Below are 14,043 nucleotides of genomic sequence, written 5' to 3' on the forward strand. Positions count from 1 at the left end.
GTACGCCTCTGCAAATTGCCTTTCATAAAAAAAGCTCCCTTAAGTAAAGGAGCTTTTTTCTCTATCTATTAAACCGATATTACAACATGTCTTTCATTTTCATTACTGGGCTGAACCATCTGCTTTGCCTTTTTCTACGGCAAATGCAGCTATATTCTTTCCGCACTGCAAGCCTACTTCACAGTCGAAACGGTAATGAATAGATCCATAAATCCTCGATACTGATGCCTCATTAGCCATGGCTTCTACCTTACTTTTCTCTTCCGGAAAAACATAAGACAACACCGTAGCGGCGGCTCCTGAAAAAGTAGAGTGGCCGGAAGTATACGATGGGAAGTTAGGCAAGCCGGTAGCTGTTTTGATAGTCGGGTCAATTTGCGAAGGACGAGGTAAATAAAACATATATTTTACATCCCAGGTACAGATAGCCGCATCCGCCATGGCTGTATTCATTAAAGCAAGCGTTCGGGCAGTCCGCAATGGATTCATACGGTTTTTTACAATGATATCACTTGCAATGGCATTCCAGTGACCTGGAGGGGTATACGTACCTACGCCATCTGCCCAGAAGGATACAATGCGAAACTGCTCTCTCGTGATATTTTCAGAGTAATTTTTTACTTCCTGTAACGCTTGTTTAAATTCAGCAGAGCTGGTAGCTGGTGGAGGCGAAGGACGTAATGCAACTACATCAGCATCCGTTAGCATCCAGGGCTTTACCTTGCCAAATGACATCAGTTGCGGTGGGCGGGCAGGTATTTCCTGGCTCATCCAGGGAATTTCGCCACGGGCTTTGGTTGCCTCTTCATAGGCTTTCCAGATGTCTTTATTGCCAGCGGCAGCTCCCATTCCATCGGCTTTGGCTCTGGCCATGATTTGCATAGCTACTTTACGTCCCAGTGAATCTCCGGCGGCAAGATCACTCTTTACATTGGCACCAGCCCATAACCGGGAATTTTTGTGTTCAGCCGCTTTAGCATTCAGGTATTCCACTTCTCCCGGAAACAACGCTTTTAGTATAGTCAATGAAGCGGCTGCAATTACAGCATCTTCTGAAGGATAAGAGGGCAAACTGGTTGAAGGAACTAAGGAGGTAATGCTGCCATCTACCGTAGAAGGTGTAGGGCGGTTATGCTCATATTTATACTTCCAGGCGGCTACCAACGCATCGTATTGAGCTACAGTAAGCATAGCATAGGCCCTGGAAGCATAGGGCGGATTGGAAAAAGGAAATAATGGATAAACGGTTGGATTGGTAGCATCTGGTGCGGAATACGTACCATCCGGGTTACTGGCAGGTGCCAGATTATACTTGGCCACCAGCTCCCGGGTAATTTCATTCCAGCGTAACACCGGGTTAGCTGCCCAGTATTGTACCGACTTCTTCATCTCATCAGTCAGATTACCTTGCATGGATTTTACCTCTTGTAATTCAGCCTGGTATTCTGCTGTGGTAGTTGCTAGGGGTGCAGGTAAAGGTATGGCACTTGAACTGCTGAGGAGAATTGGCTTCCAGCTACCTCCGGTTTCATCTATGCTTGCAGGCGCTGCCGGGGTAATGTCTGGTTCGGAAATGCTTTTATCACAACCTACTGATAACACAACAAGGCTGCCTATCAGAGTGAATCCGGCAATGTATTTTTTAAAATATGTACAAGAAAAAGTAAGCATGTTCATAAATAAGGAATAGAAATTCGATGTAAAGAGATTGTAATTGAGCGTTGAAAAATATTACCAGGCATCAATGATATAAGAGATACCACCTGAAATACTGGTAGACTGGCCTACATTACGTCCGGCTACGGTATAGCCTACACTGGAAAGCACTGATAAATTTTTCATGAAAGGAAGGCGGTAAGTACCCATCACGCCTACTCTGGTTGCAATCATGCGGTTGGAAGGAAAAGGCATGTCGTTGCGGCGGATATCGGTGCCACCTAAGGTTTGCATATGGTCTATCCAGGCTTCGGCAATGAGTTCTTTTGAATAATACCCCGCTCTGGCAGAATAACTGGCTACATCTGGCATCCACACTTCATTGGTATTATACTGGCGGTCGGTGTAATAGGCATAGCGGTCTATTTTAATATTACTCCGCCGGATATACCCGGCTTGTAGGGTGGTAAAAATACCTGTTTTGTGTTTGTAATGTACAATACCTCTCAATGATCCTGTGGTAGATCGTAAACCAATAGACATAGGCAGGTAATCGGCTACATAGTTGCTGGCCGGGGTTGAGAAACCGAGTACAGTCATGGCGGAAAGTTTGCCTGCCAAGGCATCTTTCTCAAATGGTCTTACTTTTACGGCTACTGAAGCATCTTGAAAACCTCGCCGGCCATTGAACGTACCTGCGCCCGTCTGCACAGAAACGTAAGGCAGCGAAGCCATTATATTCACATGTTTGGTAAGACCAGCTGCCGCCATTACTGACCCACTCTGGGTAGTAACCTTGCCAAGGTTAAAGTTTTCACGTTTTAACCCACCTTCCCAATATTCTTGCCAGCGGTCATGGGTGTACACAGCCATTACGCATACTTGACCTTTCGACATCATAAGTCCATCCGTAGGAGTCTGGGCAGATGTAACTGTCGTAGCGGATAAAAAAATTGCTGCGATGCTGCCAGTAAGGAAAAGAAATTGATGGATCTGTTTTTTAACTGAATGTTTTAAAAAAGTAGGCAGGCGATACAAGTAGTAAATTTTTCTCATAAACAAAAGTTCAGGTAAACTATAGAATTAGAATGTCTGGAAGTTACACAGATAGTTGCTAATAAGTGGAAATACTACTCGAAATGCATAAAATCAAATGTGAAATAACCGAGAAATTATGTGAATAATATAGGAGGCAATTTACAACCAAATTTTATTTTCATTCGTATAAGGCAAAAATTCCTAAGAAGTAGCTGTGAAGGCTGTTTTTTCAGAGGAATTAATAAATATATTCTGCAATAACTTAGGGTAATCCGTATATCATCAGCATACATATACAGACTATATTTACTTAACCCGGTATCTCAATCATCTAAAAACCCATTCATCAGAAGTCTGTTGATCCGGATATTTTCTTTCTAAGTGAACTGCTAATTTTTGTCCTGAAGTGCTTCAAACAAGTACTATAATCTTAGTTTCACTAGGCAGGCTTGTAAGTAATAGGGCAGAAACAATAAACACCAGCCACAGAATACAAGCAGATTTATTTTCAAAGCGTGTTGATCACAACAGATACACTCCGCTGTATTTGTAAAATTATGTTCAATCTATAGGGGAATGATTGGTAGAAATTAAGTCTAAATGACTGATAAAACGGGCTATTAAGCTCTGATACATCAACAGCAGAATTCAATAACGTATATCATGCTTCCCATCTATAAAAAGGCCATTCAGGTTCTAATTTGTAGCTGTAACAGACAATATTCGGAGTATGATAATGCCCCTAATTTATTTGTATGATCTTATGATTATCCCTTTCTTGGGAATGATTTTTGTGAAAACATAAGTTATTTGCCTGCGATATACATCCCAACCAGCCTTAAACTTACCTGAATGTTCTAATTACTTTTCAGCTGATAACTGAATTTATCAGACACGCTCTTTATTGATCAAATATTTCTTATGAATACAAAGATTTATTTAAAAAAAATTTACAAAAAAATATTCGACGTAAGTACTAAAATTATTCCCTATCAAACCTATTACCGCCCTAATGGATTTTACTGGTCGGTAAATGATGAGAATAGCCTGCTTGCTTCAGAAGAGGCTACCTATACAGAAGCATTTCCCAGATCAACTCCTGACATAGAATTCAACGATCCTTATTATAAATTGTGTACAACAGGGTTGGAACCTGAGCTGGTGGCCTCTATTCCGGCTGCTTTTATTGTAAAAATTCCTCAGGGAAGATTGCAGCAAAATATGCTGGGCGTAGATATATCAGTTATTTCGAAAAATAATAAACTCATTGGGGAAATATCTTATCAATATGTGCGCTCTAATGTGGCTGCTCCTATTTATGAGCATGATATTTTACGGCAAAAACTCTTTCTTACTCCCAAACGGTACAAGGGTACTGTATTCTCCATGCTTTCCGGCGACGTAGCCAGTAGTAATATTTTTCACTGGTTGTATGATGCCTTACCCAGGTTATATATCTTAAAGGAAAGTGGACTTCTTAATACAGTAGACTGGTTTTTAATGCCTGTTTTAAAACACAAATACCATAAAGAGTCTTTACGAATCCTGGGTATAGATCTTAACAAAATTATTGAGTGCAGCGAGTATATACACCTGCAGGCTGATACTTTACTCATTACTTCACCTGTGCGTCACAAAGGAATTACGCCAAACTGGGTATGCAAAGCTCACCATAAATACTTTGTAACAGATTTGGCAACCCAGGAGGCAGATTATCCTCCATTGGTATATATCCGCAGAGGAGATTCCAGTATACGTCAGATTACCAATGAAGGGCAACTGATGGCTATGCTTGAAAAGAAGGGCTTTAAATCGTATCTGTTAAGCCAGTTGCCGTTTGCAGAGCAAGTGAAATTATTTTCGAATGCCAAAGTAATTGTGGCTGCTCATGGGGCAGGCTTAGCTAACCTGGCTTTCTGCAAGGAAGGAACTGCCTTGATTGAATTATTTGCTCCCGGCTATATAAAACCTACCTACCAGGTCATCTCTAAAAAATCAGGTATAGATTATACCTATATGATCTGTAAGGCTGCTTCTGATAATACTCCAGCTTCAATGGTAGAAGCAATGAATCAGAATATGGTTGTGGATGTAGAAGAAGTAAGCAAGCAGCTTTTTGCAGTTATGCAGAGAGTAGGCAAGCTTACATCGCTGGCTATTCCGCATCCTTAAATTTCAGCTATACTACTTGATACCTGAACTCCGGTTATCAGTCACCGAATATACTTTTATACAAAGCTCAGAGCTACTTTCTGGGCTTTATTATTTTCAGATTACCTCATCCATAACCGGAATAACAGCGGACATTGTCAGGTAAATGCAGCATCCAATCCTGTTAATCAATCAATCTTACTGATGCTCATGGAAAATTGTTAAGTTTTGTTTTCTATTAGCTATAAGTATATGCACAAATAGCCAGCTCAACCAAGCAATATCTGGATCACCTTGCGATGATTATAGGTGGAAAATTAAAAACAGACAAGCCTTTATATTATCTTCCATCTGGCAGGTGTACGATGCTATTCCTATCAAACTTGATAAAGTTGATCCATTGTTTATCCAAGCCATGTATATTAGTTATCAACCTGAAACCACAAAAATATATTCAGCAATAAGTGCCAATCTCATGAAAATAAATTTGTAATGATTTAAAGTAAATGAAAAATTATCTTTTAACTTTGAATTACAAAGTACTTTTAAATAGTATAGATATACAATTGCCCAACAAAAAGTTCTAAGTGCATATTTACATTTCTTAATTCAGAGTACTTTTTTATAACAACTTTCTCAAATGAAAAAAGATAACATTCTTCTACTAGTAGCAGTGCTTGCATACAGTTATTTATTTTATCAGCAATATGCAGCCCTTAATGTGCTTATTTTTAACCTTCTGCTGATAGGTTGTCAGTTAGTGATTCAGCCGGCGCTGCGGCAGGAAAAAACCTGGCTTTGGGTAGCTATTTGTTCACTTATTACTTCCATCAATCTGGTCTGGCATAATAGCAGTATAGCCTTTATAGCCCATATTTTCTCTCTGGTTGTACTGGCAGGAATACGTTTGTATCCAAACTCGTCTTTATTAGTATCAGCTTTTAATGCAGTATATTCTCTGATTGGTTCGTTGATATTTTCAGTCATTGAGTCTATAAAGCCTGGAAGAGTTGAAACTTCCCGTTCCTGGGTTAGTTCGGCTTTTTCTCTGAAACTGATGGTTCCTCCTGCCCTTACGGTTGTATTTTTCTTTATCTACCGAATTGCTAACCCGGCGTTTGCCGCTATTACCGATAGAATGCTGGATGGATGGCCATCCGGGGCCTGGATTCTATTCACTTTTCTGGGATTCGTTCTTTTGTTTAGTTTCTTTTACCCAATCGCCATAGAAGAGATAGTCAATCAGGATTTGTCCACACCAGATGGATTGAGCCGGAAAAGAAGCCGGATGAGGCGGATATTTAAACTTCCAGCCTTAAAAACGGAATACCAGTTAAGCTGGCTTTCGTTTGCTTTATTAAATGGGCTTGTATTATTTGTAAATCTGACGGATGCTTACTATTTGCTCATTGCCAGGACTTTACCGGAAGGTGTGATCTATTCGGAATATGTACATCAGGGGATATATTCATTGATCTTTTCTATTATACTGGCCATTTCAGTTATTCTATACTTTTTCAGAGGAAATCTAAATTTTTATCAGAACAACCGGCCTCTTAAAGTTCTGGCATATGGATGGATTATTCAGAATTTCTTTCTGGTGGTAGCAGCTGCCATCAAAACCAGCCTGTATGTATCACAATATGGTCTTACACATAAACGCATCGGGGTTTTTATATATTTATTGCTCACCGTAATAGGCTTATGTATTACGTATATTAAAATCTACGTCTGTAAAAATAACTGGTTTATCTTCCGGAAAACCAGCTGGGCATTTTATGCGGTGTTTGTTGTGGCTACATTCGTTAACTGGAACCGGATCATTACAGATCATAACCTTTCGCATGTAAATAAGCTACAAGATGTGGACATCAATTATCTGATAACATTACCGGATTCCAATACTGATCAGTTGATGGTATTCTTGCAGGGTTCTCCGGAAAAATTAACAAGAGACCAGCAGGTCGAGATTAGCAGAAAAAAGGCACTATTTTTAAACAGACATCGTGAAACAGAATGGCAATCCTGGAATTACGATGATATGCGCTTAGCCCAGGCATTAAAATAAATAATTTCTGCAAACAGCTACCTTAAATTTACGTAGCTGTTTGCAGAATGATAAAGAATGGTGGGATGAATAACTAACTCACAAAGCATCTCCAGCCGGACAAAAAGCTAGCCCTGCGAAAGCTCTGACTGCCTTTTTTCAAGCTCTTTTTCCTTGCGGTGCATTTCTTCCTGGGTAGCCTCTATCTCTTCCATATTTTGCCGCAATTCCTCTTCCTGTGCCCGCATCTGTTCTGTTTGTTGTTTAAACTGTTCCAACAGGTGATGATTGCGTTCACTATTCTTTACAGATACTAACGTGGAAGCTGTAATTTCTCCTACCTTTTCCAGCCACTCCACTTGATAAGGCTCAAATTTTTCAAAGGATGCTAACTCAATAACAGCCTGTACCTGGCCATTGTACTGCATAGGCACCAGCAATATACAGGTAGGGGTAGCATCGCCTAATCCGGAAGTAATTGCCGTATAATCCTGAGGCACTTCTGTAAGCAGAATGGTATCGCCTTCCCGGTACGCCTGGCCAACCAGACCTTCACCCGGCAATACTCGTTTTGTTACATATTTTTTCCGGTTAAACGCATAACATGCCATGAGTTCCAGATATGCCTGCTCGTCATCTTCCCGCAGCAGAAATAATCCCGCTTGCTGCGCTTTTAAATACTTAACAGCAAATATTACGATCTGTTCGCAGAGTTCCTGCAAATGGTGCTGGTGAGAACGTACAATCTCGGAAAAACGAGCTACTCCTTCGGTGCTCCATAACCGCTTCTCATCCTCCTGCTTTAAGTGTATCATTTTTTCACGCATCTGCACCAGTTCCCCAGCCAGATTTGTCTGGTTCAAGGAACCATTAGCTTCAGTTAATCCCTCCCATTCCACCTGATAGTTGCCCTTAGACATGTGATTAATAAAACCGGCTGCTTTTTTAAAGTTGATGATGGAATTGTTTATCACTTCTCTTTCTGTGAAAACCTGTGATAAATGGCCTGGATTAAACAGGTAAGCATGGTTATTTTCTTCCAGTTCTTTAAATAACTGCCTGCGTTCCCTGGCATCTCTGCGGATACGTACGATCATAAACAACAGCGTAGGAAGAACAATAAGTATCAACAGCACCTGCAGGTAGGCGGTCCGGATATTTGAGTCCTGGTAGTCTGTAACAGCAATCATGTAAAGCTGATCTTCAAAAGCAGCCAGTTTCCGGGTAGACTTGTCATAAAGCATCCATATGTCTTTGCCTCTGTCTTTTTTCAATTCCAGAGTAAACAGACTCATACTGTCTTGCCTGGCTAGTTCTACCATCTGGTCACTTACTTTTACATATTCGTCATAGGCAGTCCCGATAGAAGCTACTTCATTTTTGTGGGGATAATTCTGCACAGTTAACAATGAATCCAGACTTTTAAAGTACCCGGGATATTTTACAATAGCTTCTTTATACGGACTTAGTAAGGCTTCATCTTTGGTGAGCGCAAAACCGCGCAGTCCTATATCAAAATTCCGGATGATATCATCCCAGATAAGACTATTCAGCTTTTTAGCCTGATCAGTCTGAGATTTAATAGCAGCCATTCTTTCAGCAATGCGTTGGTTATAAAATATTAAGCCAGCATTGCCGGTAACCAGCAGAATAATTAAAAAAGCGGAAAAGACGACTATATTATCTTTAATTCGATGAATGATGTTCATAAAAAGGCTAAAAAATCAGATAATGTGCTAAAGAATAGCAGATACGCTACTCTATATCACATTAAAAGTATGAAAATGGGTATTCTGGGAAAGGAAGAGAATAGGCATGGAAAGCACATATGTAAGAAATGCTTCTCTGTTTTTAAATCGGAAATCTATTACTTTTACTATTACACTACCTGTTTAATTAACTTTCAATAAAATATGCATTGTACTTAAGGCTATGTACAAAATATGAATCGGCAGTTGCAGCTAGGATAATTATCGCTTTTCAGTTATAGTTGTTTTTCAAGTGTATACTTTTTATCAATTCGACACTTCCAGTTTATAGCCCGTTCCATGCACATTTACAATTTTCAAATGCACATCTGCTTTTAACATCTTTCTGAGCCTGGAAATAAACACATCCATACTTCTGCCGACAAAATATCCGTCATCTTCCCAGATAGCCTTCTGAATAATGTCTCTGGCGATCAACTGATTGGGCCGTACGGCGAATATCTGAAGTAACCTGGCTTCTTTTTGTGTGAGTTGAATAAGCTGATCTCTTACTTGTAAGGTCTGGTTAGTACTATCAAGCAGGCAATTCCCGAATTGCAACAAAGCTTGTTTATCGGCTTGAGAAGGTTTGTCATAGACACGTTTAAAAATGGCTTCCAGGCGGAGAATAAATTCTTCAATGCTGAACGGTTTTGTAATATAATCATCGGCTCCAATTTTGAAACCCCTGATACGGTCTTCTTTCATAGACCTGGCGGTAAGGAAAATGATGGGTAATTTTTGATCGAGCCTGCGTATCTCTATAGCCAGACTGAAGCCGTCTTTCTGCGGGAGCATCACGTCAAATACCCCCATATGATACTGCGTAGTGAGGTACGCATTTAGCGCAAGCTGGCCATCGGCATATAAATCTACCTCGTAGCCGGCCATTTCCAGGTTATCCTGCAACAGGTATCCCATGCTGGGATCATCTTCTACCAGCAATATGCGGAGTTTTTCAGAATGTGTCTTATGAATCATCGTTAGGCACACTGGAAAAATACTTCAAACGTACTCCCTGCATTGGGTACACTTTTCACCTGAATGGTTCCCTGGTGGGCTTTTACAATCTGGGCTACATAACTCAATCCCAGGCCAAATCCACCTACCTGCTGTATATCTCCCTGCGTTGCCCTGTAAAATTTATCAAAAATCAGGTGCTGTGTTTGCTTGCTCATGCCTATTCCTTTATCTGTGATGGCGATAATGAGGCCATTTTCTTTGTTATAGGTACTTACCGTTATCTCTGGCTCTTGCAGGGAATATTTATCCGCATTATCGAGTAAATTATACAACATATTGCTCACATGCAGCGCATCTGCCTGGATAACAGCGTTTCGTGCTTCCAGGTGCATCTGTATATGCCCATTGCGCTTTTTTATTTTTTCGCTGGCAGTTTCGGTGATGCTGCCTAGCAGTTGGTTAATGTCTATTTCCTGCCTGTTAAGCTTAATCTGTCCACTTTCAAGAGCTGCTATTTGCAATACCCGGTCTACTTGTAGTTGCAGCCGCTGGGTTTCCTGAAAAATAATGGAGGCATACCTGCTTATTTTCTGTGGATCTAATTTGCCATGCTGTTTTTGAAGCACTTCGCTGGCAATCGACAGATTAGTAACCGGCGTTTTCAGCTCATGGGTCATGTGGTTCATAAAATCTGTTTTCATTTCCGAAAGCCGCTTTTCTTTCAGCATCCGGATCGCCATAAATGAAAATACCACCAGCACCACCAGAAAAGTAAAGGCCGTAAAAAACCAGATTCCCATACTACTCGCCAGATAGGTGGTTTTGGCCGGAAAAGTGACACTAAAATTAATGGGTTCGGGTGCCTGAGCCCGGTCGATACAGGCCGTATCTGCTTTTACTGTGTTGCCGGCGGTATAATTCCCCAGAACTAAGAGATTATTTTTTGCCTCATATACCGCCAGTTGGTATTCTGTATTCAGGTGCTGAATGGCTAGTTGTGTCCTCACCAGAGAATCGAGCAAACGGTATTGTACCGGCCTGTTCAGTGGTACATAAAAACGGTTGGACGCTTGTTGTATAACTGGTGCAATAGCTGTAGAAGCATCTTTTTCCTGCAAGAGAATCTGATGCGAAACCGTCCGGAGCGCAATATTGGCTTTCTCGGCAAATTGCTTTTCTTCTACGTCAAACGCCCTTTTAAACCATATTCCCTGAATTACCAGTAAACCGGCCAGGGAAAAGGCAGCCAGCGCTACCATGAGTTGTAAGGATTTCCTTTTCATAAGCATAGGGCAAATCTTTTCCGGATTCGATACAACTAAGGTAAGTATTTCCAGGCTAAGAAAATGGAGTTTTACATTTCATTAACATTCTTTTACAGCACATTAACTAAGGGGCATATCCGGATCAGTTATGTTTGTTAAAATGATAATCTGAATTATGACCAAACTTGTGTCGGGGTGCATTCTCTGTTTGATACTATTCAATGGGTTTACTGCCTTTTCACAGCAAAAAGAAGCCTGGATCATGCAACCCAAAGAAAAATGGAAACCCATTGCACTTATTAATGAAGTATGGTATCAGAATGGAGAACGCTATGTACATTCCTCTTTTGAATATGCTGCTACCGGATTTTTGATCGACACTGGAACAGATACCCTGGCGGTAACCGCTAAACATGTGTTGTGGATAGCCAAAACTAAAGCTATGAACCGGGTAGACATGGGCAATTCACTTCAGAAATGGCTGATGCATCCTAAGAACAATCTGGCTGACTCGGTAGTAATTGACCGCTTACTGAATGCAGATACCAGTGAAGTATTGCAGGGACCAGCATCCACCATTACACAAAGAGACTGGCTCGTTTTTTCGACCAGCTACCACTCTCCTGCTATTCAGCCTCTCAAACCCAGGTACTCTAAAGTAAACCCGGGAGAAAAAATATACATTTTTGCCAGCCCGTATGAAGAAAAATCATCTATAACGATTGAAACCAGAGTGATTGAAGCCATGGGAACCAGAATTATTATTGATATAGATTCAACCTTCAAAGTGGGGGGCGCCAGCGGTTCGCCTATTGTGGATGAAAACGGCTACCTGATTGGTATTCTGGGAGGCAGTTCTGTCAGTAGAAAAACAGGCAAACCAGCTATATATGCTATCTCCACTCATTATTTACAAAAAGCACTTGACCAGGACAAAAATCTAAATACGCCTTTGATTTCTGCCCAGGAACTATTGCTCCCAATTATTTTGAGTAAAGGAATGAAAGCGGCAGTTAAAGAGTATCGCCGCCATTACGCTAGTCATGAGAGCCGTTTAAAATATGATCTGGAATCTCCCTCGCTCAACAAGTTAGGGCAGCATCTGTTATTGCTAAACCACCCTAAAGATGCAATTGAGGCATTTCAATTAAGCATAGCCGATTTCCCCTGGTATTTTGAAACGTATAACTTGCTGGGAAATGCCTATGTAGCAGCAGGAAATTCAATAAAAGCCATAAAAGCTTATCAGCAATCCGTCAAACTTTATCCGGAAGACAAAACTGCACAGGAAGCGATCAACACTCTTTCTGCAAAATAGAGCATATGAAAATTTATACTATTTGTTTTCTGCTTGTACTGCAATTAGCCAGTTCAATTGTGCAGGCACAAATTGATTTTCCAAATCTGAGTCCGCCGGCTTACCTCAAGCAAAAAGTAGGATTTATGGATATTACCGTAGAATACGAACGGCCGGCTGTCCGTGAGCGTAAAATTATGGATGGGCTGGTGCCTTTCGGGAAAATCTGGCGCACTGGTGCCGGCAAATGTACCAGAATCAGTTTTAGTGAGGATGTAACGATTCATAACACGCCTGTTAAAGCCGGATCCTATTCCCTATTTACTGTTCCCAATGCCACCGAGTGGACCGTTATTTTCAATACAGATACTACTTTGTATGGTGCCTACGATTATGATGAAAAAAAAGACGTAGTCCGTTTTACATTGGTACCACAGAAACCCGGACGTTTTTATGAAACCTTCACCATTGATATAGATATTGTAAATAACAATGCCCAGTTCTATCTATCCTGGGAAAACACCCAGATTCATTTTCCAGTCTTCACTGGTACCGACGAAAGGATTATGGCTTCTATTCATCAGCAATTGATCGAGGGCAAATCGGATAATGGCAATGTATATGAAGGGGCTGCCGATTATTATATCATGAATAATAAAGGTTTGCAGCAAGCTTTACAATTTGCCGAACTGGCCATCCGGAATAATGGAGAAGTATCCAGTTACTACCGTAAAATGCAGATTTTAGATAAGCTGGGCAAGTATCCGGAAGCGATTGAGGCGGCTAAAGCTGGTATTGGGTACATTCGCAAATTTGGCAAAAAGCATAATTATGATATACCTCTGGAAATCGCTACGCTGGAAAACCACATCACTGAGCTAAAGAATAAGATGGATGGCCGTTAAAAATTTTGTAGAGGACCTCATGTACTCTGGAATTTAGATAAGTGCGTTTATGAAACTACTTTTTTGCATTACAATCCTGTTCGTGGCCACTTTCCGATATTCTGCTCCGCAACCACCACTCATTAAAATGGTACGTATCCAGGCTGATACATTTTCAATGGGAAAACCTATGCCTGTGAAAGGAGAAGCCAATGAATATCCGCTACATGTAGTATCCACCGGAGCATTTGAAATTGGCACAATTGAAGTAACACAGGCACAATTCGAAAAAGTGATGGGCTATAATCCTAGTAAAAATAAAAGTGCCAGCAAGCCAGTAGAAAGAGTTTCCTGGTTTGATGCAATCAGGTTTTGCAATAAACTCTCAGAAATGGAAGGGCTGAAACCTTGTTATACGATGGATGCTTTTTTAGGCTACCAGTGCAATTTTGAAGCTGATGGATACCGATTGCCTACCGAAGCCGAATGGGAATTAGCCAGTGGCAAAACCTCGAAAGAAATACCTGCCGCTCAAGTAAGTGAGTATGCCTGGCATGCCAGTAATTCGAAAAATGAGACCAAAGCTACAGGACTGAAAAAACCGAATGCTTCCGGACTGTATGATGTATATGGCAACGTCTGGGAATGGTGTTATGATTTTTACGGGGAAGATTATTTCTCGCAATCTCCGGTTTCATCTCCCAAAGGACCGGAAACAGGCAATCTAAAAGTTCTGAAAGGTGGAGCAATGGATGCAGATCCACAACTCAACCGTTCGTCGTACCGCTACCGGCTGGTCCCAGAATACACCAGCCATAATATTGGCTTTCGGGTTGCCCGGACTGTGAAGGTATATTAGTATGATATTATGAGTAGTATGTATTCGGATGGATTGTAAGTATTTAAATGGTATCACGTTGATTCTTTGCTGATACGTTATAATTATTCTTAATCAATATAATTTCAAGCAGCATTTTTTATTTCTCTTATGTCA

General features: G+C 40.8%; 10 protein-coding genes. 5 read left to right on the top strand and 5 right to left on the bottom strand.

The features are described from left to right. Positions 1 to 102 precede the first annotated feature (102 nt). On the bottom strand, positions 103 to 1,671 hold the full coding sequence (locus GXP67_RS05340) for a vanadium-dependent haloperoxidase (protein ID WP_162442202.1): 1,569 nt from the start codon (positions 1,669 to 1,671) through the stop codon (positions 103 to 105). A 60-nt stretch (positions 1,672 to 1,731) separates the two neighbouring features. Then, positions 1,732 to 2,712 (bottom strand): hypothetical protein, encoded by a 981-nt coding sequence (locus tag GXP67_RS05345; protein WP_162442203.1) that lies wholly within the window; start codon positions 2,710 to 2,712, stop codon positions 1,732 to 1,734. Positions 2,713 to 3,615: 903 nt separating this feature from the next. Between GXP67_RS05345 and GXP67_RS05350 the strand changes: the two genes are divergently transcribed. Together GXP67_RS05350 and GXP67_RS05355 are read left to right on the top strand one after the other, a co-directional pair. Next, on the top strand, positions 3,616 to 4,866 hold the full coding sequence (locus GXP67_RS05350; protein WP_162442204.1) for a glycosyltransferase family 61 protein: 1,251 nt from the start codon (positions 3,616 to 3,618) through the stop codon (positions 4,864 to 4,866). A 619-nt stretch (positions 4,867 to 5,485) separates the two neighbouring features. Continuing rightward, positions 5,486 to 6,913, top strand: coding sequence for a DUF4153 domain-containing protein (locus tag GXP67_RS05355; protein WP_162442205.1), 1,428 nt, complete (start codon positions 5,486 to 5,488; stop codon positions 6,911 to 6,913). A 107-nt stretch (positions 6,914 to 7,020) separates the two neighbouring features. On the opposite strand, the gene GXP67_RS05360 is transcribed toward GXP67_RS05355, so the two are convergent. The 3 genes from GXP67_RS05360 to GXP67_RS05370 all read right to left on the bottom strand — a co-directional run bounded on the left by GXP67_RS05360 (position 7,021) and on the right by GXP67_RS05370 (position 10,886). Beyond that, positions 7,021 to 8,601 (bottom strand): GAF domain-containing protein, encoded by a 1,581-nt coding sequence (locus GXP67_RS05360; protein ID WP_162442206.1) that lies wholly within the window; start codon positions 8,599 to 8,601, stop codon positions 7,021 to 7,023. Positions 8,602 to 8,907: 306 nt separating this feature from the next. Beyond that, positions 8,908 to 9,621: a response regulator transcription factor gene (locus tag GXP67_RS05365; RefSeq protein ID WP_162442207.1), complete on the bottom strand. Its 714-nt coding sequence runs from the start codon at positions 9,619 to 9,621 to the stop codon at positions 8,908 to 8,910. Positions 9,622 to 9,623: 2 nt separating this feature from the next. Further along, positions 9,624 to 10,886 (bottom strand): sensor histidine kinase, encoded by a 1,263-nt coding sequence (locus GXP67_RS05370; RefSeq protein ID WP_162442208.1) that lies wholly within the window; start codon positions 10,884 to 10,886, stop codon positions 9,624 to 9,626. Between the two features lie 157 nt (positions 10,887 to 11,043). Here GXP67_RS05370 and GXP67_RS05375 point away from each other — a divergent pair, with 157 nt between their 5' ends. From GXP67_RS05375 to GXP67_RS05385, 3 genes are all read left to right on the top strand, one after another. After that, positions 11,044 to 12,186, top strand: a complete 1,143-nt coding sequence (locus GXP67_RS05375; protein ID WP_162442209.1) for a tetratricopeptide repeat-containing S1 family peptidase — start codon at positions 11,044 to 11,046, stop codon at positions 12,184 to 12,186. A gap of 5 nt (positions 12,187 to 12,191) precedes the next feature. Continuing rightward, the gene (locus GXP67_RS05380) at positions 12,192 to 13,070 is read left to right on the top strand and encodes a DUF2911 domain-containing protein (RefSeq protein ID WP_162442210.1); all 879 of its coding nucleotides are present in this window, start codon (positions 12,192 to 12,194) and stop codon (positions 13,068 to 13,070) included. Between the two features lie 82 nt (positions 13,071 to 13,152). Continuing rightward, entirely contained in the window at positions 13,153 to 13,908 is a 756-nt protein-coding gene (locus GXP67_RS05385) for a formylglycine-generating enzyme family protein (protein ID WP_162442211.1), read from the top strand. Positions 13,909 to 14,043 lie beyond the last annotated feature (135 nt).

The sequence above is a fragment of the Rhodocytophaga rosea genome, from assembly GCF_010119975.1.
GTDB lineage: Bacteria > Bacteroidota > Bacteroidia > Cytophagales > 172606-1 > Rhodocytophaga > Rhodocytophaga rosea.